Genomic DNA, 24765 nt, shown 5'->3' with positions numbered 1-24765 from the left:
TTGAGCGTTAAGCTAATGGCTGGTTGACGTTAACGTCAAGCTTGCTCGGGCTGCACCTGTTTTTTCTCCTGGGCGGTCACTTGCTGGCACAGCTCGATCATCTGCTCGCGCATCCAGCGGTTGGCCGGGTCCTGGTCGGTGCTTTCGTGCCAGTACAGGTGGCTTTCCACCAGCGGCATGTCGTTGACCGGCACATTGAACCAGTTCAGTTCATGGCGACGGGCGAAGCGTTCCGGCACGGTCATCACCATGTCGGTCTGATGCAACACCTGGTAGGCCATCAGGTAATGCTGGGACCGCAGGGCGATCTTGCGCTGGATGCCCATCTTGCCCAGGGCCAGGTCCACATGGCCCAGGCCATTGCGGCGGCTGGAAATGTGGATGTGAGTCTGGGACAGGTAGTCATCCAGGCTCAGTGTGTCTTTGCCCGCCAGCGGATGGCCCTTGCGCATGGCGCACACGTAGCGGTCCTCCATCAGCTTGACGTGGCGCACTTGCGGGTCGGTGTTGAGCGGCGCGTCCACGGCAAAGTCCAGCCGCCCGGCCGCCAGTTCCTTGGTGGTTTCGCGGCGCTTGGACAGAAAGCTCTCGATGGCCACGGTAGGTGCCAGGCGGCGCAGGCGTTGGAACAGGGGGGGCAGAATCACCGCTTCCGTGAGGTCGGTCATGCTGATGCGGTAGGTCTTGGCCGCCTGCTGGGGGTTGAAAATGCGGCTTTCCTGCACCGACACCCGCAACAGCGACAGCGCATTGCGCACCGGCCCGATGATGTTCTGCGCCATGGGCGTGGGCACCATGCCTTGGGCGGTGCGCACAAACAGTGGGTCGTTGAAGGTTTCCCGCAGGCGGGCCAGTGCGTTGGACACCGCCGGCTGCGTAATCCCCACAATCTGCCCGGCGCGGGTCAGGTTGGCTTCGGTGTAGATCGCGTCAAAGACAATGAAGAGGTTGAGATCGACCTTGCTCAGATTCATTTCACAGCGCCTTGTGGTGTGGGGTGTTCATACGCCGATCATATATCGGTGATGAATGTTAATACACGCCGAGAATAGACTAGGTAAATTATCGGCGCTGCTCTAGCATCGATTCCATGCCCTAAACAACCTGCCAAAAAGGTAGCGCCTCATGGATTTCGCTTATTCGCCCAAGGTTCAGGAACTGCGTGAGCGCGTGACTGCGTTCATGGACGCTTATGTTTACCCGGCCGAGCCGGTGTTCGAGCGCCAGGTAAGCGAAGGGGATCGCTGGCAGCCCACTGCCATCATGGAAGCGCTCAAGGCCCGTGCCAAAGCCGAAGGGCTGTGGAACCTGTTTTTGCCCGAGTCTGAACTGGGCGCCGGGCTGACCAACCTTGAGTACGCGCCGCTGGCCGAAATCATGGGCCGCTCGCTGCTCGGCCCCGAGCCGTTCAACTGCTCGGCGCCCGACACCGGCAACATGGAAGTGCTGGTGCGTTACGCCAACGAGGAGCAGAAACAACGTTGGCTGGAGCCGCTGCTGCGCGGTGAGATCCGCTCGGCCTTTGCCATGACCGAGCCGGATGTGGCCTCCTCCGACGCCACCAACATGGCCGCCCGTGCCGTGCGTGACGGCGACGAGTGGGTCATCAGCGGTAAAAAGTGGTGGACCTCCGGCGCCTGCGACCCGCGCTGCAAAGTGCTGATCTTCATGGGCCTGAGCAACCCCGACGCGCCGCGCCACCAACAACACTCGATGATCCTGGTCCCGGTGGACACCCCCGGCGTGAAAATTCTGCGCCCGCTGCCGGTGTTCGGCTACGACGATGCGCCCCACGGTCACGCTGAAGTGCTCTTTGACAACGTGCGGGTGCCGTACGAAAACGTGCTGCTGGGCGAAGGCCGCGGCTTTGAAATTGCCCAGGGTCGCCTGGGCCCGGGGCGCATTCACCATTGCATGCGTTCTATCGGCATGGCCGAGCGGGCGCTGGAACTGATGTGCAAACGCTCCGTCAGCCGCACCGCCTTCGGCAAGCCCCTGGCGCGCCTGGGGGGCAACCTGGACAAAATCGCCGACTCGCGGATGGAGATCGACATGGCGCGCCTGCTCACGTTAAAGGCGGCGTACATGATGGACACCGTCGGCAATAAAGTGGCCAAAAGCGAAATCGCCCAGATCAAGGTGGTGGCGCCCAACGTGGCGCTCAAGGTGATCGATCGCGCCATCCAGATTCACGGCGGGGCAGGGGTGTCCAACGATTTCCCGCTGGCCTACATGTACGCCATGCAACGCACCCTGCGCCTGGCCGACGGCCCGGACGAAGTGCACCGGGCGGCGATCGGCAAGTTCGAGGTCGGCAAATATGTACCGCGTGAGCTGATGCGCAGCGGCCACTGACAGCCCATTGCAGGCAAGCCCGTCCCCGGTGGGAGCGGGCTTGCTCGCGATAAAACCTGCAAAAACTCGCCCGTCAATACACCCAGACTTCCACCCGACGGTTCTTGATCCGCCCCTCATCTGCGGTGTTCGCGGCCACTGGCATCTGGGCGCCCAGCCCGAGAATGTCGCGCATCACCACACCGCTTTTCACCAGCTCGCGCCGCACCGCCATCGCCCGCAACTTCGACAGCAACGCCGCCCGCTGCGAATCACTCTTGGCATCCCCAAACCCCACCAGCGTCACCTGCTTGTCCAGCTTGCCGTGGCGTTTCAAATACGCCACCACCCGCTGCACGTCCTGGCGGGCCTTGTTGTCCAGGCTGGCGCTGCCTTCCTCGAACCGAAAATTCACCGTCAGTCGCTGTGCTTGACGGGCAATCGCCTGATAGGCCGCCGGCATCGGCGCCTGGGGCTGCACGGCGATGGCCTGTACCTGCTGTGCGATAAACCCGTTGGCGGCGACGATCGCCTGGCCCTTGCCACTCTGGGCAAAGTCCACCAGCGCCTGGCCCCACGGGTTGCGGTTGTTGGGCGGCAGGTAGAAAAACAACCGGCGTGACAACGGGTAATCCTCGGTGGCAATCAGGCTGTCGAGGGGCAGCATGGGTTGCGAGTCACCGTCGATGATCGCCACGGCCTTGGCCCGGCGCACGTAAGGCAGGCCGATAAAACCGATGCCTTGCGGGTCGTGGCTGACGGCGTCCGACAGCGCTTCGCTGGACTCCAAACGCGTGGCGCCGGCGTCCAGCGTCTTGGCGTGGCGCCCGAGCACCAGTTCCTTGAAGGTGTCGTAGGTGCCGGACTGGTCATCACGGGCGTACACATGAATCTTGCCGCCGACCCCGCCCACTTGTTCCCAGGTGCTGACCTCGCCACTGAAGATCTGCGCCAGTTGCTCGGTGTTCAAAGTGCTCAGCGGGTTATGCGGGTTGAGGATAATGGCCAGGCCATCGATGGCGATCACCTGTTCAGCCTCGGGGCTTTTGAGGTCGCCCAGGTGTTCCAGGGTGATCAGTTCGCTGTCTTTGATCGGGCGGGACGAGGCCGCCAGGTCGGCGCCCGCGTTTTTCAACGCGGCAAAACCGGTGCTGGAGCCGTGGGCCGCCACCTCGACGATGACGCTGCGGCCCTGGCGGCTTTTGCCGACAATGCGTTGTTCATTGAGGCGCCCGGACGGCTCGTTGTGCACGCCCTGCAAGCCCTGTTGTTCCATCAGGGCCTTGACCAGCGCCGGGCCCAGGCCCGCCCCAATCGTATTGGAGCCCTGGATGCGTAACGCAGGGCCGTGTTCAGGCAGGGGCAGCGGCGTGGCAAACACGGCGAGGGGGAGTGCGCTGAGCACGCTCAGCAGCCATAGAACGCGCAGCATCATGCCGGCACCTTCTTGGGTCAAAGGGAGTGCCGGCAGATTAAGTCAGAAAGGTTGCATAAAGATGACGCAGGCCACCGTGGCCCGCATCAGCTCAGTTCAAGCCAGATCGGCGCGTGGTCGGAGGGTTTTTCCAGGGCGCGCAGTTCATAGTCCACGCCCGCATCCTTGACCCGCGACAGCAACCCTTGGGAGGCCAGGATCACATCAATGCGCAGGCCGCGCTTGGGCTCGTCTTCAAACCCGCGGCTGCGGTAATCGAACCAGCTGAAGCGGTCGGCCACGTCCGGGTTGAGGTGACGGAAGCTGTCCACCAGGCCCCAGTTTTTCAGGCGCGCCATCCACTCGCGTTCTTCGGGCAGGAAGCTGCACTTGCCGGTCTTGAGCCAGCGCTTGGCGTTGTCGGCGCCGATGCCGATGTCACAGTCTTCGGGCGAAATATTGATGTCGCCCATCACCACCAGCGCCTGGTCGTTGCGAAATTGCGATTCGAGCAACTGTTGCAAGTTTTCGTAAAAACGCTGCTTGGCCGGGAATTTGGTGGGGTGGTCGCGGCTTTCGCCCTGTGGGAAATAGCCGTTCATGATGGTGATCGGGTGGCCGTTGGCGTCGGTGAACGTGCCCCAGATAAACCGGCGCTGGGCGTCTTCTTCGTCGCTCGCAAAACCTTTGTGCACGGCCAGCGGCGCCTGGCGTGAGAGCAGGGCGACGCCGTAGTGGCCTTTTTGCCCGTGGTAGTGCACGTGGTAGCCCAGCGCTTCAATTTCGGCCAGCGGGAACTGGTCGTCGTGCACCTTGGTTTCTTGCAGGCCGATCACGTCGGGCTGGTGTTTTTCGATCAGGGCCGCCAGCTGATGAGGGCGTGCGCGCAGCCCGTTGATATTAAAAGAGACGATTTTCATGGTCGGCAGTCCAGTCTGGCAAAAGGGCGATGCTAGCCGACAAGTCCGGCGGGGGCCAGCGTGGCGACAGGGCAGTGGCGCTGCTAACGTGTTGGAACGAGTCGTGTCGTACAGGTTCGTACCCATAAGCGCGCAAGCCTTGAATTGCGCCCCTTGCCGCCACGTTTAGGGGAGAACCACCGTTATGCCCGACACCTCCACAGCCCAAATCCACCTGCTCGACAGCGGCTACGCCCGCGAAGCCCGTTCCCTGCTGTACCAGGCCTACCGCCATGAACCGACCTTTGCTTATATTTTCGAGGCCGAACGTCCCGGCTACGAACAGCGCGTGCGTGCCACGGTGCGCGAGTTGGTCAAGCAGCATTTTTTCCAGGAGCTGCCCGCCATTGGCTTATTGGTCAATGACCGCCTGATCGGCATCGCCCTCATCGCACCGCCGCAACGGCGCCTGGGCATTACCGACAGTTGGGCCTGGCAATTGCGCATGTGGCTGAGCACGGGCGTGCGTGGCACCCGGCGATACCTTGAATACCATCACGCGGTACTGGCGTGCCTGCCCTCGGCGTCGGTGCATGTGTTGCCGCTGCTGGGGATTCATCCGCAGTTCCAGGGTAAAAATTACGGCGAACAGTTGCTGGAGGCCGTGCATAACTGGTGTGCCGAAGACGTGAACTCGTCGGGCGTGGTGCTGGACACCGGCAATTCGCGTTACCTGGAGTTTTACAAGCGTCAGGGCTATGAAGAAATCGGCGAGGTGGCGGTGGGGCCTGTGCTTGAGCACGTGTTTTTCCACCCGAATCCGCAGGTGTTACAGCCTGCAATGCTTTAACACAGAAATTTTCAGAATAATCCGGGTTCTAAGACGCTCCCTAGCTCGTGTAGCATCCGCGCCTATGAAGTTTCCAGGAAGATTTACCAGCGGCTTGGTTCTGCTGTTTACAAGCTGCGGCGCATTGGCGCAAAGCGAATTGGACGTGCGGATCAAGCCCTCTAACGACGCGTTGAAAGCCAACATCGAAGGCTATATCGGCGGGGTGGGCGACCGTGACGAAGAAGCGCTGCTGCGTTTCAGTCGCGGCGCCGAGGAGCAGGCCCGAAAAGCCGCCCAGGCGCTGGGGTTCTACCAGCCGCAGATCACCAGTGAGGTGAAAGGCGGCAAGAACCCGCGCTTGACGCTGACCGTCGACCCCGGCGAGCCGGTGCATTTGCGCACCGTGACCATTCGGGTCGACGGCCAGGCCGCGTCCCTTAAAGCCTTTCGTGTGCCCGACAGCCGCGACCTCACCCCCGGCGCCGTGCTCAACCACGGCAACTATGAAGCCGCCAAGCGCATGATCCAGAACCAGGCGTCGCGCTATGGTTTTTTCAGCGGGCGCTTTACCCACCAGACGTTGTCGGTGGACCCGCAAGCGGGCGTGGCCGATATCGACCTCGTGTACGACAGCGGCCCGCGCTACACCTTGGGAAAGGTCAACTTCACCGGCGACACCCCGTTCGACGAGGACCTGCTGCAACGCATGGTGCCGTTCAAGAGCGGCACGCCCTACGACTCCGAGCTGATCGCCGAACTCAACCAGGCCCTGCAAGGCAGCGGCTTTTTTGAAGGCGTGCGGGTGGACGCGGCACCGGCAGCCTCCGCCCATGATGTGATCCCGGTGGCCGTGCAACTGGAAACCCGCAAGCCCCGCACCCTGGGCCTGGGCCTGGGTTATTCGACGGACGTCGGCCCGCGCGGCAAGGCCAACTGGACGCGGCACTGGGTCAACCCCCAGGGCCACAGTTATGGTTGGGAAGCCGAACTGTCGGCGCCCCGGCAAAACGTCGGGCTGTGGTACGACATTCCGCTGGACCCCCCCCTCACCGATAAACTGCGTTTTGCCGCCGGTTACCAGAATGAAGAACTGGCCAACACCGACACCCTGAGCAAGCTGCTCACCGTCGGCCCCGAATGGCACAGCAAGTTGCCCAGCGGTTGGACCCGGATCATCTCGCTCAAGTACCAGCGCGAAGAGTATCGCCTGGGCAACGACTCGGGCCTGAGCAACCTGGTCATGCCGGGCGTGACCTATTCGTACCTGCGCAGCGACAACCGCATCGACCCCCACAACGGCTATCGGCTGCAGTTCGACACCAAGGTGGCCAAGGAAGGACTCGGTTCGGACACCAACCTGCTTTATGGCACCGCCACGGTCAAAGGCTTGACCACGTTGTGGGACAACCACCGCTTCCTTGGCCGCGCACAATTTGGCGGCAGCGCCACCAACGGTTACAAGTCCGTACCGCCGTCCCTGCGCTTTTTTGCCGGGGGTGACCAGAGCGTACGCGGCTACGAGTACCAGACCCTGTCGCCGGAAAACGATCGGGGCGACCGCATCGGGGGCCGCTACATGGTGGCGCTGAGTGCGGAGTATCAATACTCCATCACCGACAAATGGCGGATCGCGACCTTTATCGACCAGGGCAACTCATTCAACACCCTGGAAATGCCCAGCCTCAAAACCGGCGTGGGTGTAGGGGTGCGCTGGGTGTCGCCGGTCGGTCCGATCCGCCTCGACCTGGCCCATGCCCTGGAAGACCCGGGCCGTATTCGTTTGCACTTTTCCATGGGGCCTGAGCTGTGATGCGTGGTTTGAAAATAGCGGGGCTGACCGTTCTGGCGGTCTTGGCGTTGGTGCTGTTGGCGCTGTGGACGGTGCTGGGCACCCAGGCGGGCAGCCGCTGGGTGTTGGGCCAGGTGCCGGGCCTAAACGTGGAGCATTTCCAGGGACGGCTAGGCGGGCAGTGGAGCGCCGATCAACTGGTTTGGCAGCAGGACGCCAGCCAGGTGGTGCTCAAGGCCCCTACCTTCGATTGGTCGCCGGCCTGCCTGCTGCGCATGACCTTGTGCGTCAACACGCTGGAGGTGGAACAGGTCAATTTGCAATTCCCGCCGGGCCCGGAGCAGGACAGCAGCGGCCCGATCACCTTGCCCACCTTGACGTTGCCGGTGGCGGTTCAACTGGCCAATGTGCGCGTCGCAAGCCTGGTGCTAAACGGCAGTGAGCAACTCAAGGATCTGCAACTGGCCGCCCATTGGACCGCCGAGGGCCTTAAGCTCGACACCGTGCACCTGCAACGCGAAGGCCTGGTGCTGGACTTGTCCGGGCTGCTGCAACCCACCGGCGACTGGCCATTGACCGCCGCCGGTAACCTGAGCCTGCCGTACGCCCCTGGCGGCACGCCCTGGCGCCTGGCGCTCAAGGTGCAGGGTGATTTGCTCAAGAGCCTCACGCTCGACGCTGACAGCAGCGGCTATTTGCCCGCCAAGCTCAGTGGCCAATTGCAACCGCTGGTGGAAAACCTCCCGGCGCAACTGCACATCGCTGCCGATGGCTTCAAGGCCAGCGCCGATTTGCCCGACACCCTGCAACTCAACGGGCTGGATCTGACCGCCAAGGGCGACCTGAAAAACGGCTACCAACTGCTCGGCAAAGCCGTATTGCCCGCCGAAAAAGGCCCGGTGGATTTGTTGTTGCAAGGCCGTGTCGACGCCAAAGGCGCGCAAATCGCCGGCCTGGACCTGAACGCCGGTGACCGGCAAACCCTCAAACTCAGTGCCCAACTGGACTGGCAGCAAGGTTTCAGCGCCGATGCGAAGATCGATTGGCTCGATTTCCCCTGGCATCGCCTCTACCCGCTGATCGACGAACCCCAGGTGGTGCTGCGCACCTTCAATGGCGAAATTTCCTATAAAGACGGCAACTACCTGGGCAATCTCAAGGCCGACCTCGACGGCCCGGCCGGCAAGTTCAGCCTGGTCACCCCGTTCAGTGGCGACCTCAAGCAAGTCTTTCTCCCGCAGTTGGAATTGACCGCTGGCCAAGGCAAGGCCGAAGGCCACCTGAACCTGCAATTTGCCGACGGCCTGGCCTGGGACGCCGCGCTGGATTTGTCGGCACTGAACCCGGCGTACTGGGTCGGGCAACTGCCCGGCACCCTGGCGGGCCCATTGTGCAGCCAGGGCGAGATGAAAAACGGGCAACTCAAGCTCAACGCAAACCTCGACCTCAAAGGCCGCCTGCGCGGCCAGCCTGCGGTGCTGCAAGCCAAGGCCGAGGGCGCGGGTGAGCAATGGACCCTCGGCGCGCTGGAGATCCGCCTGGGTGACAACCGCATCTCGGGCAGTGGCAGCCTGCAACAGCGGGTGGCCGGGCAAATCGACATCAAGCTGGCGCGCCTTGCCCAGCTGTGGCCGCAACTGCGGGGGCAAATCAACGGTCGCCTCGATGTGGCGGGCACGGTGCAGGCGCCCCAAGGCACGCTCAACCTGGCGGGCCAGCAGTTGGCGTTTGCCGAAAACCGCCTGCAAAGCCTGAGCCTGGGCGCGAACCTGGACAGCGCCCAGCGCGCGAAAATCGACCTTAAGGGCAGCGGCATCCAGTCCGGTGACACCCAGGTGGGCACCTTCACGGCCAGCGCCCAGGGCACGCTTAAAAGCCAGACCCTGCAACTGGACCTGAGCGGACCTCTGGTCAAGCTGGCCCTGGCGCTGGACGGCAACCTCGACAAAGGCAACTGGCGCGGGCGCCTGGCCAGTGGTGATGTGCAAGCGGGCGGCCAGGACTGGAAGCTGCAAGCCCCGGCCAGCATCGAACGCCTGGCTGACGGGCGCCTGAACTTCGCAGCCCATTGCTGGATCTCCGGCCCCGCCAGCCTGTGCGGCGAAGACCAGCGCCTGATGCCCGACCCCAAGCTGCGTTATCACCTCAAGCAGTTCCCCCTCGACAGCCTGGCGCCCTGGTTGCCCAAGGACTTTGCCTGGCAGGGCACGCTGAATGCCGATGTTCAGCTGGACCTGCCCGCCAGCGGGCCCAAGGGCATCGTTTCGGTGGACGCCAGCGGCGGCACCCTGCGCGTCAAAGACAAAAACCAGTGGTTGGACTTTCCGTACGACACGCTCAAGCTGGAAACCACCCTGAACCCCAAGCGTATCGACACCCAACTCAACTTTCGCGGCGGCAAGCTGGGTGAGTTGCTGTTGCAGGCCCAGCTCAACCCTTTGCCCAAAAACAAACCGATCACCGGCACCTTCAGCTTGACCGGGCTGGACCTGGCCGTGGCGCGCCCGTTCGTGCCGATGGTGGAAAAGCTCAACGGCAAGCTCAACGGCAACGGCCGTATTTCCGGTGGGCTGCTCGCGCCTCAGGTCAACGGCAACGTGAGCCTGGTAGGCGGCGAGATCTCCGGCCCGGAACTGCCGATGAGCTTTGAAGGGCTGAACGTGCAGGCGCTGATCGCCGGTGAAAGCGTGCAGCTCAACGGCGGCTGGACGAGCGGCAAGGCCGGGCAGGGCAGTGTGAAGGGGCAGATCCAGTGGGGCCAGGCGCTGGCGGTGGACCTCAGCCTGCAAGGCGCGCAACTACCGGTCACCGTGGAGCCTTATGCCGTGCTGGAAGTGGCGCCGGACCTGAAAATCACCCTGCTACACGACCAGTTGGCCATCGCTGGCAAGGTGCGGATTCCGCGGGGTGAAATCACCGTGCGCGAGCTGCCGCCGTCAACGGTCAAGGTGTCGGATGACACCGTGATCGTCGGCAGCCAGACCGAAGCGGGCAAGCCGCCCATGGCCATGGCGATGAACATCGATGTGGAGGTCGGCGAGGACACCCTCGCGTTTTCGGGGTTTGGCCTCACCGCCAAGGTGCAGGGCCATGTGCACATTGGCGACAACCTCGACACCCGTGGCGAGCTGTGGCTCAACGATGGCCGTTATCGCGCCTACGGCCAGAAACTCGACGTGCGGCGTGCGCGGTTGCTGTTCGCAGGCCCCCTGGACCAGCCTTATCTGGATATCGAAGCCATCCGCAAGACCGACGACGTGACGGCCGGTATCCGCCTGAGCGGCAGCGCCGAGCAACCCACCACGCAGATCTTCTCGGAACCTGCGATGAGCCAGGAGCAAGCGCTGTCGTACCTGGTGCTGGGGCGCCCGTTGAACACCACCGGCGAGGACAACAACATGCTTGCCCAGGCCGCGTTGGGGTTGGGCTTGATGGGCAGTGCGGGGGTGACGTCCGACATTGCCAAGAACCTGGGTATTCAGGATTTCGAGCTGGACACCCAAGGCAGCGGTAACACCACTGCCGTGGTGGCCAGCGGCAATATCACCGAGAAGCTCAGCCTGCGTTACGGCGTGGGGGTGTTTGAACCGGCCAACACCATTGCCCTGCGCTACCTGCTGAGCAAGAAGGTGTACTTGGAAGTGGCGAGTGGCGTGGCCAGTTCACTGGATATTTTCTACAAGCGGGACTTCTGACCCGCGTTCGGATGCGCACGATAGCTACCCACGAAGGGGCCGGAAAACCGGCCCCTTTTTTTACGTGTGCGGGCTGGCCGTTAGTCGTCAAATACCAAGCAAGCTAATAACTGTATTGACATTCGCTGCCTAAGCAGTAATATTTCGTCACATATTCGCTGCCTAGGCAGTAATAAGGTGACTTCTGATGAGCCATTTCACCCCCAAGAATTTTTACGACTGCCACCTCGGCCTGCTGCTGGGGCGTGCTGCGCTGCTCAAAGACCGCATCCTGGACAAACACATGGAACCGTTTGGCGTCACTGCCGCACAGTTCAAAGTGCTGATCATCATTGCCCAGTACGCTGTGGACACCCCGGCCGAGCTGTGTCGCCACTTGTCGCTGGACAGCGGCTCCATGACCCGCATGCTCGACCGCCTGGAGCAAAAAAACCTGCTGGTGCGCAAGCGTTCCGAGCAGGACCGCCGTCAGGTGCAACTGGCCCTCACCGCAGAAGGCCAGGGCCTGGTGGACCTGCTGCCGAGTATCGGCGCCCAGGCGCTGAACGAGCTGACGGGCGCCCTTGAGGTTGGTGAGCTGGAAGCGCTGGAACAGATCCTGAAGAAAATCCTGATTGCGGCCGGGGACTCCCTCGTCCTCCAGCGGGTAGGTGACCAATGAACACACGTGTGCTTGGCCTGGTGCTGGTGGCCATGAGCATGGCCGGTTGTGCCAACTACAGCGGCCTGACCCCCGACGCTCAGCGCCTGGACGCCAACAACCTGCACACCGGCCAATCCTTGAGCGGCGTGACGTTGTCGCCCGCGGCCTGGCCAAAAAGCGACTGGTGGAAAAGCCTGGGCGACCCGCAACTCGACGACCTGATCCAGGAAGCCCTGCGTGACAGCCCCGACATGCAAGTCGCCAGCGCCCGTGCCCACCAGGCCGAAGCCGCCGCTTATGCCGCCGATGCCGAGCGCCTGCCCACCCTGGACGCCAGCGCCGGGGTCAGCCGTTCGCGCCTGGCCAAGGACCAGGACCCGCGCGGCCAGGGCGATGCCTACGCTACCGTGCGCAACCTGAGCGCCGGGTTCAACTACACCTTCGACCTGTGGGGCGGCCAGCGTGCCGCCTGGGAAGCGGCGTTGGGCCAGGCCCGTGCTGGCGAAGTCGACCGGCAGGCCGCCCACCTCACCCTGGCGGCCGACGTGGCCAAGGCTTACAGCGACCTGGGCCAGGCGCACATTGTGCGGGACCTGGCCAATGACGACCTCAAGCGCACCCGGCAAATGCTCGACCTGGGCCAGCGCCGCCTGAGCGCTGGCATCGACAGCCAATTCCAGTACCAGCAGACCCAAAGCCTGGAAGCCGGTGCCGAGTCGCAATTGATCGACGCCGAGAAACGCCTGCAAAGCGCCAAAATCGCCCTGGCCGTGCTGCTGGGCAAAGGCCCCGATCGGGGCAACGAGCTGGCCCGCCCGGCGGTGCTCAAGCCCGCCGCCGTGGCGGTGCCGTCGGTGCTGCCGGCCGAGCTGCTGGGCCGACGTCCCGACCTGGTCGCCGCGCGCTGGCGTGTGGAGGCGGCGAGCAAGAACATCGCCGCCAGCAAGACGCGCTTCTACCCCAACCTCAACCTGAGCGCGAGCGCCGGGGCCGAGTCGTTGCTGGGGGACGCGATGTTTGGCTCCGCCAGCCGCTTCTTCAGCATTGCACCGACTCTTTCCCTGCCGATTTTCGACGGCGGGCGGTTGCGCGCCGACCTGGACGCCCGCGACGCCGACTACGAGCTGGCGGTGGCCCAGTACAACAAAACCCTGGTGCAGGCGCTGGGCGATGTGGGCAATACCCTCTCGCAACTGCGTGACACCGGGCGGCAGATCCAGGCGCAGCAACACGCCGCGGACATTGCGCAAGACGCTTACAACACCGCAGCACAGCGTTACGGTTCGGGTATCGGTAATTACCTGGACGTGCTCAGCATCGAGCAGCAATTGCTGCAGGCCCAGCGCGAGCTGGCGAACCTGAATGCCGGGCAGATCGCTCTGTCGATTCAATTGATGCAGGCCCTGGGGGGCGGTTTCAGCGTCGATAACGTGGCAGCGACCACGACCACCCCAGCCACACGCACGGAATAACTTGAGGTATTTGTCATGGCCACTGCCCAACCCACCAACACATCCGAACAACCCGCCGACACCCATCCGCGCAAACGCAAAGTGCTGCTGCTGGGCCTGGCGCTCATCGTCATCCTTGGCGCTGTGGGCGTGTGGGGCTGGTATGAGTTTTACGGGCGTTTCAGCGAAAGCACCGACGACGCCTACGTGAATGGCAACGTGGTGGAAATCACCCCGTTGGTCACCGGCACCGTGGTGAGCATCGGCGCCGACGATGGCGACCTGGTGCACGAAGGCCAGGTGCTGGTCAATTTCGACCCCAATGACGCCGCCGTCGGCCTGCAAAGCGCCCAGGCCAACCTGGCGCGCACCGTGCGCCAGGTACGCGGGTTGTACAGTAACGTCGATGGCATGAAGGCCCAGGTCATGGCGCAACAGGCCAACGTGAAAAAGGCCCAGGACAACTACAACCGGCGCAAAAGCCTGGCGGCTGGCGGGGCCATTTCCCAGGAAGAACTGTCCCATGCCCACGACGACCTGATCTCGGCGCAAAACGCCCTGACTAACCTTCAACAGCAGTTGCAGACCACCAGTGCGCTGGTGGACGACACGGTGATCTCCTCGCACCCGGACGTGCAGGCCGCCGCCGCGCAGTTGCGCCAAGCCTACCTCACCAACGCCCGCAGTACCCTGATCGCGCCAGTCACCGGCTACGTGGCCAAGCGCACCGTGCAACTGGGCCAACGGGTTCAGCCGGGCACGGCGCTGATGGCGGTGATCCCGCTTGACCAACTGTGGATCGACGCCAACTTCAAGGAAACCCAATTGCGCGACATGCGCATTGGCCAGCCGGTGGACATCGAGTCGGATATGTACGGCAGCGACGTGAAGTTCAGCGGCACCATCGACAGCCTGGGCGCGGGCACCGGTAGTGCCTTCGCATTGCTGCCCGCGCAGAATGCCACCGGTAACTGGATCAAGATTGTGCAGCGGGTGCCGGTGCGCATTCACATCAACGCCGACGAATTGGCCAAGCACCCGTTGCGGGTGGGCTTGTCCACCGTGGTCAGCGTCGACCTGCACGATCAGAGCGGCCCGGTGCTGGCCCAACAGCCACCGCAAAAAGCCACGTTCACCACCGGTGTGTACGATCGTCAATTGGCCGAGGCTGACGCTATGATCACCCAGCTGATCCATGACAACAGCCTGGCGGCGCCCAAGGCTGCGCAACGCTGATGAGCAATAACGCCGCGTTCACGCCGCCCAGCTTGCTGATGGCCACCATCGGCTTGTCCCTGGCGACCTTCATGCAGGTGCTCGACACCACCATCGCCAACGTGGCGTTGCCGACCATTTCCGGCAACCTGGGCGTGAGTTCGGAGCAGGGCACCTGGGTCATTACCTCGTTTGCGGTGAGCAATGCGATTGCCTTGCCGCTCACCGGCTGGTTGAGCCGACGCTTTGGTGAAGTGAAGCTGTTTTTGTGGGCCACGATGTTGTTCGTGCTGGCGTCGTTTTTGTGTGGCGTGTCCACCTCGATGCCCGAACTGATCGGTTTTCGGGTGCTGCAAGGCCTGGTAGCCGGGCCCTTGTACCCCATGACGCAAACCCTGCTGATCGCGGTCTACCCGCCGGCCAGGCGAGGCATGGCCCTGGCGTTGCTGGCGATGGTCACGGTGGTGGCGCCGATTGCCGGGCCGATATTGGGCGGCTGGATCACCGACAGCTACAGCTGGCCGTGGATCTTTTTCATCAACGTGCCTATCGGTATTTTCGCCGCGCTGGTGGTGCGTTCGCAGTTGAAGAAACGCCCGGTGGTCACCAGCCCGCAGCCGATGGACTATGTGGGCCTGTTGAGTTTGATCGTGGGCGTGGGCGCCTTGCAGATCATCCTCGACAAGGGCAATGACCTGGACTGGTTCGAGTCGAACTTCATCATTATTGGTGCTGTGATCGCGGCCATCGCCCTGGCGTTTTTCGTGATTTGGGAGCTGACTGACAAACACCCGGTGGTCAACTTGCGCCTGTTCGCCTACCGCAACTTTCGCATTGGCACCCTCGTGTTGATCCTGGGGTATGCGGCGTTTTTTGGCATCAACCTGATCCTGCCGCAGTGGCTGCAAACCCGCATGGGCTACACCGCCACCTGGGCGGGGCTTGCGGTGGCGCCGATGGGGATTTTGCCGGTGTTCATGTCGCCCTTTGTCGGTAAATACGCCAACAAGGTCGACCTGCGCTTGTTGGTCGGGCTGGCGTTTTTGGCGATGGGCCTGAGCTGCTTCATGCGCGCAGGCTTTACCAATGAAGTGGACTTCCAGCATATCGCCCTGGTGCAGGTGTTCATGGGGATTGGCGTGGCGCTGTTCTTCATGCCCACCCTGACCATTCTGATGTCTGACCTGCCGCCCCAGCAGATTGCCGACGGTGCCGGGCTGGCGACATTTTTACGCACCCTGGGCGGCAGCTTTGCGGCGTCGCTGACCACCTGGATCTGGATTCGCCGGGCCGATCAGCATCATGCCTACATGAGCGAGAACATGACCGTGTACGACTCCGCCACCCGTGATGCGCTGAACACGCTGGGCGGGGCGGGGCAGAAGGCGTATACGCAGCTGGACCAGATCCTCACCAGCCAGGCGTACATGATGTCCACCGTGGATTACTTCACGATGCTGGGGTGGATGTTCATGGGCTTGATTCTGCTGGTGTGGCTGGCCAAGCCGCCGTTCAGTGCCAAGGCGGGCCCTGAGGCGTCGGGGCATTGAGCGACCGGTCCCACGTTTGGCGTGGGGCCGTCGCTTGGCGCGGGTCAGGGCGTGTGGTTGAGCAGCAACGGCGCGAAGTCGAACGCGGCCAGCTGGAACCCTTGTTCATCCACCTGCAGCGCCCAGCCTTGCTTGTCCCAATCCCCCAGCACAATGCGTTTGGCCGGTTGCCCGTCCACCTGCAACTTGTGAATGGCGGGGCGGTGGGTGTGGCCATGCACCAGGGTGCGCACGCCAAACTGTTGCATCACCCGGGGCACTTCTTCGGGGGTGACATCGACGATGTCATTGGCCTTCATGCGCGTTTGCGCCCGGCTTTCACTGCGCAGCTTGCGTGCCAGTGTGTGCCGGGTGCGCAAGGGCAGGTGACGCAGGATAAACAGGGTGAGGGGGTTGCGCAGGATCCGCCGCAGCTTCATGTAGCCCACGTCGCGGGTGCACAGGCTGTCGCCGTGCATCAACAGCACGGGCTCCCCGGCGAGCTGCACCACACTCGGGTCCTTGAGCAAGGTGGCGCCTGCTGCTTTGCAGAACGCTTTGCCTATAAGGAAGTCCCGGTTGCCATGCATGATGAAAATCGGTGTGCCGCTGTCACTCAAGGCGCGCAGGGCGGTGCAAATGGAGTGCTGGAACGGCGTCATGCCGTCGTCGCCTACCCAGGCTTCAAAGAAGTCGCCCAGGATATACAGCGCTTGGGCAGCGCGAGCGCGGCCGCCCAGCAACTCCAGAAACGCCCGGGTAATGTCCGGGCGTGTCTCTTCCAGATGCAAATCTGAAATCAGTAATATCACCCAACGATCTCGGCTTTCTCGATGATTACGTCTTCGACCGGAACGTCCTGGTGGCCGGCTTTACCGGTGGTTTGCACGCCTTTGATCTTGTCGACCACGTCGGTGCCTTCGGTGACTTTACCGAACACGGCGTAACCCCAGCCCTGCACGTTCTTGCCGCTGTGGTTCAAAAAGCTGTTGTCGGACACGTTGATGAAGAACTGCGCCGACGCCGAATGCGGCTCCATGGTACGGGCCATGGCGATGGTGTACTTGTCATTGGAAAGGCCGTTGTCCGCTTCGTTCTGAATGCTTGGACGCTTGTCTTTCTTTTCTTTCATGCCAGGCTCGAAACCGCCGCCCTGGATCATGAAGTTGCCGATGACACGGTGGAACACGGTGTTTTCGTAGTGGCCTGCGTTCACGTACTCGATGAAGTTGGCGACAGTGATCGGCGCTTTCTCGGCGTTCAGCTCGATGACGATGTCACCGTGGTTGGTGGTCAGTTTGACTTGAGTCATGTTCACTACTCTTTTCAGGGAATTCGTGGGTGCGGGCGTGGGAACGCCGCGACCGGTTTGGCCAACAGGCGGCCAGGACGCGCAGTTTAGCGTGACCTGCGCGAATTTCGAGGTGGTTTTTTACCACCGGTGCATTAAATGCACCTCGCGCTGTCAGCGGCTTGACAGCATCAGCTATGATAAGCGCTTTGTTTTATCTGGCCTGCCCGGGCCACGTACCTGTCTTCAAGGATCCTATGAGCAAGCCCACTGTCGACCCTACCCCGAACGCCAAGGCCGGACCTGCCGTCCCGGTCAACTTCCTGCGCCCGATCATCCAGGCGGACCTGGATTCGGGCAAGCACACGCAGATCGTCACCCGTTTCCCGCCTGAGCCCAACGGTTACCTGCACATCGGCCACGCCAAGTCGATTTGTGTGAACTTCGGCTTGGCCCAGGAATTCGGCGGCGTGACCCACCTGCGTTTCGACGACACCAACCCGGCCAAGGAAGACCAGGAATACATCGACGCCATTGAAAGCGACGTGAAGTGGCTGGGCTTCGAGTGGTCCGGTGAAGTGCGCTATGCCTCGCAATACTTCGACCAACTGCACGACTGGGCCGTCGAGCTGATCAAGGCCGGCAAAGCCTACGTGGACGACCTGAGCCCCGAGCAAGCCAAGGAATACCGTGGCAGCCTGACCGAGCCCGGCAAGAACAGCCCGTTCCGCGAGCGCTCGGTGGAGGAGAACCTGGACTGGTTCGCCCGCATGCGCGCCGGTGAGTTCCCCGACGGCGCCCGTGTGCTGCGCGCCAAGATCGACATGGCCTCGCCGAATATGAACCTGCGCGACCCGATCATGTACCGCATTCGCCATGCCCATCACCACCAGACCGGCGACAAGTGGTGCATCTACCCCAACTATGACTTCACCCACGGCCAGTCGGACGCGATCGAAGGCATCACGCACTCCATCTGCACCCTGGAGTTTGAAAGCCACCGTCCGCTGTACGAATGGTTCCTGGACAGCCTGCCGGTGCCCGCGCACCCGCGCCAGTACGAATTCAGCCGCCTGAACCTGAACTACACCATCACCAGCAAGCGCAAGCTCAAGCAACTGGTGGACGAAAAGCACGTCAACGGCTGGGACGACCCTCGCATGTCGACGCTGTCGGGCTTCCGCCGCCGCGGCTATACACCGGCATCGATCCGCAACTTCTGCGACATGGTCGGCACCAACCGTTCCGACGGCGTGGTGGATTTTGGCATGCTCGAATTCAGCATCCGCCAGGACCTGGACGCGAACGCCCCGCGCGCTATGTGCGTATTGCGCCCGTTGAAAGTCGTGATCACCAACTACCCGCACGAGCAAGTCGACAACCTCGAACTGCCACGCCATCCGCAAAAAGAAGAGCTCGGCGTGCGCAAGCTGCCGTTCGCCCGTGAAATCTACATCGACCGCGATGACTTCATGGAAGAACCGCCAAAAGGCTACAAGCGCCTGGAGCCCAATGGCGAAGTGCGCCTGCGTGGCAGCTACGTGATCCGCGCCGATGAAGCGATCAAGGACGCCGACGGCAACATCGTCGAGCTGCATTGCTCGTACGACCCGGACACCCTGGGCAAGAACCCCGAAGGCCGCAAGGTCAAGGGCGTGATCCACTGGGTGCCCGCGGCGGCCAGCATCGAGTGCGAAGTGCGCCTGTACGATCGCCTGTTCCGCTCGCCCAACCCTGAAAAGGCCGAAGACAGCGCCAGTTTCCTCGACAACATCAACCCTGACTCCCTGCAAGTACTTACGGGTTGTCGTGCCGAACCTTCCTTGGGTGACGCACAGCCGGAAGACCGTTTCCAGTTCGAGCGCGAAGGTTACTTCTGCGCGGATATCAAGGACTCGAAACCAGGCGCTCCGGTATTCAACCGTACCGTGACCTTGCGTGATTCGTGGGGCCAGTGATCAGTCTTAAGGATTTGTCGTGCTAACGATCTACAACACGCTCAGCAAGAGCAAAGAAGTCTTCAAGCCGCTGGATGGCAACAAGGTGCGCATGTACGTGTGCGGCATGACCGTGTACGACTACTGCCACCTGGGCCACGGGCGCAGCATGGTCGCCTTCGACCTGGTGACCCGCTGGCTGCGCTTCAGCGGTTACGAGCTGACCTATGTGCGCAACATCACCGACATCGACGACAAGATCATCAATCGGGCACGCGAGAACGGCGAAGCGTTCGATGTGCTGACCGAGCGCATGATCAGCGCGATGCACGACGATGAAGCGCGCCTGAACATCCTCAAGCCGGACATGGAACCGCGCGCCACGGACCACATCCCCGGCATGCTGAACATGATCCAGACCCTGATCGACAAGGGTTACGCCTACGCCCCGGGCAATGGCGACGTGTACTACCGCGTCGCCAAGTTCATGGGTTATGGCAAGTTGTCTCGCAAAAAAATCGAAGACCTGCGCATCGGCGCACGCATCGAAGTCGACGAAGCCAAGCAGGACCCGCTCGATTTCGTGCTGTGGAAAGGCACCAAGCCGGGCGAGCCGAGCTGGGCGTCGCCCTGGGGCGCCGGGCGTCCGGGCTGGCACATCGAGTGCTCGGTGATGTCCACCTGCTGCCTGGGCGAGACGTTCGACATTCATGGCGGCGGCAGCGACCTGGAGTTCCCGCACCACGAAAACGAGATCGCCCAGAGCGAAGCGGCCACCGGCAAGACCTACGCCAACGCCTGGATGCACTGCGGCATGATCCGCATCAATGGCGAGAAGATGTCCAAGTCCTTGAACAACTTCTTCACCATTCGCGACGTGCTGGAAAAGTACCACCCGGAGGTGGTGCGCTACTTGTTGGTGTCGAGCCACTACCGCAGCGCCATCAACTACTCGGAAGACAACCTCAAGGACGCCAAGGGCGCGTTGGAGCGCTTCTATCACGCCTTGAAAGGCCTGCCCGTGGTGGCCCCGGTGGGCGGGGAGGCGTTCGTCGAGCGTTTTACCCAGGTGATGAACGACGACTTCGGCACACCGGAAGCGTGTGCGGTGCTGTTTGAGATGGTGCGCGAGATCAACCGCCTGCGCGAAAGCGACACGGACGCTGCGGCGGGTTTGGCGGCACGCTTGAAAGCGCTGGCCAGCGTGCTGGGCGTCCTGCAACTGGACGCCGACGCGTTCCTGCAGGCCGGTGCCGAAGGGCGTGTGGACTCGGCCCAGGTAGAGGGGTTGATCCAGGCGCGCCTGGCGGCCCGTGCCAACAAGGACTGGGCAGAGTCCGACCGCATTCGTGACCAACTGACCGCAATGGGGGTTGTGTTGGAAGACGGCAAGGGCGGTACGACGTGGCGATTGGCTGACTAACGCAGCCGGCTGGACAAAAAACGCCCCGACTCAGTTCGGGGCGTTTTTTATTGGGCGAAAGCACCTCACGGTTGGGGTGATAAAGCGGTGAAAAAGAGCGGGGTGGATTGCCCGTTCCTCATGCTTCAGAACCACCACCGCAGGGGTCGCCTGACCGGATAGGCAAAGAAGTGAAGCAGCATGCCTGCATACGCGATCCAGGTGATAAAGGGGTAATCAAGCACAATGTCAGGGCGGCGGCCGAGCACGAAAAAGTTGCTGTTCATTACAATGTCGAAGTGGTTAATACCCAGGAAACCGTTGAAATACATGCACATTATAAACTTCAGCGAATACAGGTATTCACCGGACAAATATATTTTAAGCGCGTAAGCACACAGCACGCCCCAGAGTGCAAAGAGTGGGAAAATGACTAAAAACCAGAATGTCATTGTTTTTCAAGCCTTTTTGAGAACAACCAACGAACTTCGTAGGGTGCCGGGAACGCCAGCGCCTGGATGGGGTAGCAGCTCAACGCGAACCAACCAATGATCTCGTATTGTTTTATGAGTTCTGGGTGGCGTCCATAAAAGGGAAACTTGTCGTAGAAAATAAGCTCCCCATGTATCCATAAAAAACAGCCGCTGATGGCATACCCAATAAAATATCGAGTGTTGCCCATGGTTCTGCCTGACAGCAGTACCTTGGCGGTGAATGAGACGATAATGCCGAAGGCACTAATGATTAAATAGACCCCGATAATCATTGACTCGTCTCTTCGCGGATGTTTTCCAGCGTGACGCCATTGGCTAAAACTTCAACGCCTATGGAGGTTTTACCCATCGTCTTGTAGGCCCTTATACGATCCGAATCAATGTATCGGAATAAGCGCCATGCCCCTGGTTTGTTCACATACCGTGTGAAGTTATGCACGGACAAGCCAATATCGACAACGCCATAGGCGATATTGCCTTCGCGGTTTCCCTGCCCCATGACCGAGGCCGCAGCGTGGTAGCCTTTGCGAACAGGCCCGACTGTATCGGACCGGCCGGTGGCGAGGTTGCGCCCGTTTTCATAGGTATTGTTCGCGCCGTGTGCCATCAACGGAATACCTGCCATCAGGCAAAGCGTGCCGGCGGAGGCGTAGCAAACACCCGCACCTGCTGCGATTTGAAGTGCGCCGGTGACAACGCCCAAGCCATGCCAGGTAACGAACCTAAATTGTTCACGCAGGCTACGTTGCTCGTCCTTGATCTCCTGCAAGCCCTGCTCAAGGCTTTTGCTTCCATCCTCAACCGCCCTGATGATGCCGCGTGCGTAGTAGGCCACTTCTCGATGAAACTGGATGCGCGTGACGCCGCTGCTCAGGTGCCTGCTACCGATTGCACACGCGTGATTGACCAGCCGCCCGGCCGCCATGTGCAGTTCCCACAGGTCGTGGAAAGTGGCGGTTTCAGACTTCACCGGCTTGCTCCCACGTGCTGTAGCCGCTGGTGCCCGCCAGATGGTGTGTCCAGATGATTTCCCGATAACGCAGGGACAGGTGTTCTTCTGCCTGCGCGTCGTTCAGCAACACCGCGTGAGGCACCTCGATATTGAGGTTGGCAATGACGCAGCCGCGAATCTCGACGGTGTAATACTTCTGTTGCCGCCCCGAAGGCGCGATGCGGTAGAAGTTGATGATGCAGTTCAGCTCTTCTCTTTTGGACAGCGCGACGGCGAGCAGCGGTGAGGCCCTGTCGATGTTTTTGGTGATGATGATCGGGCCATGCGTGGGGACGTTCAGGTTGCCTTCATTCAACAGGTTGTGGTTGAAAGAAAGCACCATGATCTCGTCCCGGTGACCGTCCTGGCACTTGTTACCGATCGAGTCCTGCGTGGAGCAACCTGCCGAGATCATGCCTTGGGATTTTCCGTTGATGCTCATGTAACCGTGATTAGCCATAGAGTAAACGCCATGTTTAATTTGGCGTTAAACATACATAAAAAAATCAAGGAGATATGTCGGAAGGGTCTGTTTATAGTGTGTGAGTGAGATGTAGGAAAGTTCACTTATGAAGAGCAGAAATTCTTTCAGACACGCCGTTAACGGCAATACCCCTCAGCAATCCTTGGCACTGTTTAATCAGGCAATGGACTGCGAGGGGGCATTGGGAAAAATGAACAACGTTTGAAACGGACGGGTGCTATTTCGAGCCGATAGCCAGGGTCCCATCTTTAACTTGCGCAACGCTAGGATCTTCCTCATTGAACTTTTGCGCCTTGAAATGAAAGCTCCCGTGAACATGTTCCAGCGTCGGGGCATTCACAAACGTAATGCTGCCCGCAATGGCGTTATAAGAATCGAGCGGCGAGGTATTGGGCGGCAGCAAATGCGCAACGATGCCATTGGTGGGGTCGCCCAGCGGGTAGGTGCCCGCCGACGTACCGAGCGGAATGCCAAAGCTGATTTGCACGATGCGAAAGGGGCTGAACAAATGCTGATACGCGCGCACGATCAAGCGGGTTCCGGAGGTGGCGACGGTTGTCGAGTTCGAAACAAAGGCGGAGCTTTCGCCCTTCACCGAAAGGGTGGCGTGGACTTCGTTTTCCACCACGACAGTGGAGGTAGCGACTGAGTCATTCATGGCGTGAACTCCTTGGGTGCTGACTGCGCAGGGTTGGGCAGTACGGGCAACAGTAAGGAGCAGCGCAGGTTTTGGTAACTGTCATATCTGACAGTTCGATAGTACGGTTTGGCGTGTTGCGCGGGTTTTCATCGCGAAAACCTCTATGCCACGAGCGCCCTGCCAAGGGGGGAGGTTCAGGCCCGCAAGCCCCGTATCGCAAACAGCGCAATGCGCTCCACTTGCTCGACCGTCGCGCCGCCTTTGCTGGCGACTTTCATCCCGCTGAGCGTCGCCATCAGAAAATCGCAGGCGCCCGGCACATCCGTTTCGGCAGGCAGCTCGTGGGACGCGATTGCACGGTTGAGGTTCTGCCCAAAAGCCTCACACAAACGATGGGTGCTGCGTTCGGTGATTTGATTGACTTCATCGTCTGTCAGCCCGAACTCGCAAATGGCGTTAACGCCCATACAACCTGCCGTGCCTTCTCGAAGGGGGCGGGTGGCGAAGGCGCGCAAGGTGCTGTGCAACGCCTCAAGCGCAGAAGGGCCCTGGCTCAAGCGGTCGACCAAGTCATCCACGGCCTGGCGTTGGTAGGCGTCCATGGCCAGCAGGTATAACTGGCGTTTGTCACCAAACGTGTTGTACATGCTCTGGCGACTCAACCCCATGGCCTGCATCAATTGCTCGGTGGACGCTGCGGCAAACCCCTTGTCGCAGAACACGCGGATAGCCTGTTGCAGCACCTGCTCGTGGTCGAAGGCTCGGGGTCTTGCCATGGTTACCTCAGCGCGATGACGGGTAAGAGAATCAGGCCAGGTAACCCCCGTCGACGGTCAGGCTGGTGCCGGTCACAAAGGCCGCATCCTGGGAGGCAAGGTAGGCGACCATGCCTGCAACGTCACCGGCAGTGCCCAGGCGGCCCAGAGGGATCAGGGTTTTGAGCTGCTCATAATGAGGCGCATCGGCCGGGTTCATGTCAGTGGTGGTCGGGCCCGGCTGTACGTTGTTGACCGTGATGCCACGCGGCGCCAGATCAATGGCCAGGCCGCGGATCATACCGGCGATTGCCGACTTCGTCATGCCGTAGACGCTGGCACCCGCAAACGCTGAGCGTTCTGCCACCACACTGCCCACGGTGATGATCCGGTCACCGCTGTGCATCACGGCGCTGGCGGCTTTGGCGGCCACGAAGGCTGCGCGCACGTTTACCGCAAACATTCGGTCGAAGTCCTCCAGGTTGAATTGATCGACAGTCCCCACCTGCAAAATACCGGCGTTGTTGACCAGAATGTTCAGTGCGCCAAAACGCTCGACCGTGACGGCCACGGCACGCTCGAGCGCAATCGGGTCTGCGCTGTCGGCCTGAATGGCGAGCACATTGGCGCCCTCACTTTCGATTTGACGGACCAGGGCCTGCGCTTTGTCGGCAGACGCGGCGTAGGTGAAGACGACGGCGGCGCCTTCATCGGCGAGACGCCGCACGATGGCTTCGCCAATGCCGCGGGAGCCGCCGGTGACCAAGGCGACTTTGCTGTTGAAACGCTGAGTGATGGGGGTCATGAATAGGGTCTGATTTTAGTGGATTAAATAATCCATAAACCCTACCAGTCGGCCCAGGTCGTGCCAAGTATATTTTGGATTATTTAATCTTTAACGAGCCATGCGGCTCTGGTCCCGTCGTTACACATACTAACTTTCAGGTAAGTCCGTTACCTTTTCGTGCGT

At 61.3% G+C, this 24765-nt stretch carries 22 protein-coding genes; 10 read left to right on the top strand and 12 right to left on the bottom strand.

What is annotated here, in order from left to right; genetic code table 11:
- Positions 1–35 precede the first annotated feature (35 nt).
- Positions 36–974, bottom strand: a complete 939-nt coding sequence (locus ACW9H9_RS01770) for a LysR family transcriptional regulator (protein WP_457341288.1) — start codon at positions 972–974, stop codon at positions 36–38.
- 151 nt (positions 975–1125) lie between these two features.
- Here ACW9H9_RS01770 and ACW9H9_RS01765 point away from each other — a divergent pair, with 151 nt between their 5' ends.
- The gene (locus ACW9H9_RS01765; RefSeq protein ID WP_457341287.1) at positions 1126–2355 is read left to right on the top strand and encodes an acyl-CoA dehydrogenase; all 1230 of its coding nucleotides are present in this window, start codon (positions 1126–1128) and stop codon (positions 2353–2355) included.
- A gap of 73 nt (positions 2356–2428) precedes the next feature.
- On the opposite strand, the gene ACW9H9_RS01760 is transcribed toward ACW9H9_RS01765, so the two are convergent.
- Both ACW9H9_RS01760 and xthA read right to left on the bottom strand, forming a co-directional pair.
- Positions 2429–3769, bottom strand: coding sequence for a substrate-binding domain-containing protein (locus ACW9H9_RS01760; protein ID WP_457341286.1), 1341 nt, complete (start codon positions 3767–3769; stop codon positions 2429–2431).
- An 86-nt stretch (positions 3770–3855) separates the two neighbouring features.
- A complete protein-coding gene (gene xthA, locus ACW9H9_RS01755; RefSeq protein WP_457341285.1) occupies positions 3856–4668 on the bottom strand; it encodes an exodeoxyribonuclease III in 813 nt (270 codons plus the stop codon).
- A 184-nt stretch (positions 4669–4852) separates the two neighbouring features.
- Here xthA and ACW9H9_RS01750 point away from each other — a divergent pair, with 184 nt between their 5' ends.
- From ACW9H9_RS01750 to ACW9H9_RS01720, 7 genes are all read left to right on the top strand, one after another.
- Positions 4853–5497, top strand: coding sequence for a GNAT family N-acetyltransferase (locus tag ACW9H9_RS01750; RefSeq protein WP_457341284.1), 645 nt, complete (start codon positions 4853–4855; stop codon positions 5495–5497).
- A gap of 64 nt (positions 5498–5561) precedes the next feature.
- On the top strand, positions 5562–7289 hold the full coding sequence (locus tag ACW9H9_RS01745) for an autotransporter assembly complex protein TamA (protein ID WP_457341283.1): 1728 nt from the start codon (positions 5562–5564) through the stop codon (positions 7287–7289).
- A complete protein-coding gene (locus tag ACW9H9_RS01740) occupies positions 7289–10963 on the top strand; it encodes a translocation/assembly module TamB domain-containing protein (protein ID WP_457341282.1) in 3675 nt (1224 codons plus the stop codon). The genes ACW9H9_RS01745 and ACW9H9_RS01740 overlap by 1 nt, the downstream gene beginning before the upstream one ends.
- A 187-nt stretch (positions 10964–11150) precedes the next feature.
- A complete protein-coding gene (locus ACW9H9_RS01735) occupies positions 11151–11624 on the top strand; it encodes a MarR family winged helix-turn-helix transcriptional regulator (RefSeq protein ID WP_457341281.1) in 474 nt (157 codons plus the stop codon).
- Positions 11621–13078: an efflux transporter outer membrane subunit gene (locus ACW9H9_RS01730; RefSeq protein WP_457341280.1), complete on the top strand. Its 1458-nt coding sequence runs from the start codon at positions 11621–11623 to the stop codon at positions 13076–13078. The genes ACW9H9_RS01735 and ACW9H9_RS01730 overlap by 4 nt, the downstream gene beginning before the upstream one ends.
- Before the next feature lie 15 nt (positions 13079–13093).
- Entirely contained in the window at positions 13094–14293 is a 1200-nt protein-coding gene (locus ACW9H9_RS01725; protein ID WP_457341279.1) for an efflux RND transporter periplasmic adaptor subunit, read from the top strand.
- Positions 14293–15822: a DHA2 family efflux MFS transporter permease subunit gene (locus ACW9H9_RS01720; protein ID WP_457341278.1), complete on the top strand. Its 1530-nt coding sequence runs from the start codon at positions 14293–14295 to the stop codon at positions 15820–15822. Before ACW9H9_RS01725 ends, ACW9H9_RS01720 begins: the two co-directional genes overlap by 1 nt.
- Before the next feature lie 44 nt (positions 15823–15866).
- Here the strand turns inward: ACW9H9_RS01720 and lpxH are convergent, their stop codons facing one another.
- The gene (gene lpxH / locus ACW9H9_RS01715; protein ID WP_457341277.1) at positions 15867–16613 is read right to left on the bottom strand and encodes a UDP-2,3-diacylglucosamine diphosphatase; all 747 of its coding nucleotides are present in this window, start codon (positions 16611–16613) and stop codon (positions 15867–15869) included.
- Complete coding sequence (locus tag ACW9H9_RS01710) at positions 16610–17113, bottom strand: peptidylprolyl isomerase (RefSeq protein ID WP_457341276.1); 504 nt, start codon at positions 17111–17113, stop codon at positions 16610–16612. Before ACW9H9_RS01710 ends, lpxH begins: the two co-directional genes overlap by 4 nt.
- Positions 17114–17349: 236 nt before the next feature.
- Here ACW9H9_RS01710 and ACW9H9_RS01705 point away from each other — a divergent pair, with 236 nt between their 5' ends.
- Positions 17350–19050, top strand: coding sequence for a glutamine--tRNA ligase/YqeY domain fusion protein (locus ACW9H9_RS01705; protein ID WP_457341275.1), 1701 nt, complete (start codon positions 17350–17352; stop codon positions 19048–19050).
- A 19-nt stretch (positions 19051–19069) separates the two neighbouring features.
- Positions 19070–20452 (top strand): cysteine--tRNA ligase, encoded by a 1383-nt coding sequence (gene cysS, locus ACW9H9_RS01700; protein WP_457341274.1) that lies wholly within the window; start codon positions 19070–19072, stop codon positions 20450–20452.
- A 125-nt stretch (positions 20453–20577) separates the two neighbouring features.
- Here cysS and ACW9H9_RS01695 read toward each other — a convergent pair whose 3' ends face one another.
- From ACW9H9_RS01695 to ACW9H9_RS01665, 7 genes are all read right to left on the bottom strand, one after another.
- Positions 20578–20883: a hypothetical protein gene (locus ACW9H9_RS01695; protein ID WP_457341273.1), complete on the bottom strand. Its 306-nt coding sequence runs from the start codon at positions 20881–20883 to the stop codon at positions 20578–20580.
- A complete protein-coding gene (locus ACW9H9_RS01690; protein WP_457341272.1) occupies positions 20880–21197 on the bottom strand; it encodes a hypothetical protein in 318 nt (105 codons plus the stop codon). The genes ACW9H9_RS01695 and ACW9H9_RS01690 overlap by 4 nt, the downstream gene beginning before the upstream one ends.
- Positions 21194–21895, bottom strand: coding sequence for a DUF4225 domain-containing protein (locus ACW9H9_RS01685; protein WP_457341271.1), 702 nt, complete (start codon positions 21893–21895; stop codon positions 21194–21196). Before ACW9H9_RS01685 ends, ACW9H9_RS01690 begins: the two co-directional genes overlap by 4 nt.
- On the bottom strand, positions 21885–22376 hold the full coding sequence (locus ACW9H9_RS01680; protein WP_457341270.1) for an Hcp family type VI secretion system effector: 492 nt from the start codon (positions 22374–22376) through the stop codon (positions 21885–21887). Before ACW9H9_RS01680 ends, ACW9H9_RS01685 begins: the two co-directional genes overlap by 11 nt.
- Before the next feature lie 241 nt (positions 22377–22617).
- Entirely contained in the window at positions 22618–23058 is a 441-nt protein-coding gene (locus ACW9H9_RS01675; protein WP_457341269.1) for a hypothetical protein, read from the bottom strand.
- 176 nt (positions 23059–23234) lie between these two features.
- Positions 23235–23816 carry a TetR/AcrR family transcriptional regulator gene (locus ACW9H9_RS01670; protein ID WP_457341268.1) on the bottom strand — a complete coding sequence of 194 codons (582 nt, stop codon included), beginning with the start codon at positions 23814–23816 and terminating at the stop codon, positions 23235–23237.
- Positions 23817–23847: 31 nt separating this feature from the next.
- Positions 23848–24600, bottom strand: coding sequence for an SDR family oxidoreductase (locus ACW9H9_RS01665; RefSeq protein ID WP_457341267.1), 753 nt, complete (start codon positions 24598–24600; stop codon positions 23848–23850).
- Positions 24601–24765: the final 165 nt, after the last annotated feature.

The organism is Pseudomonas sp. SDO5215_S409 (assembly GCF_054071325.1).
The sequence above is the reverse complement of the archived record's forward strand: the minus strand, read 5'-3'. Positions and strand labels throughout refer to the sequence as shown.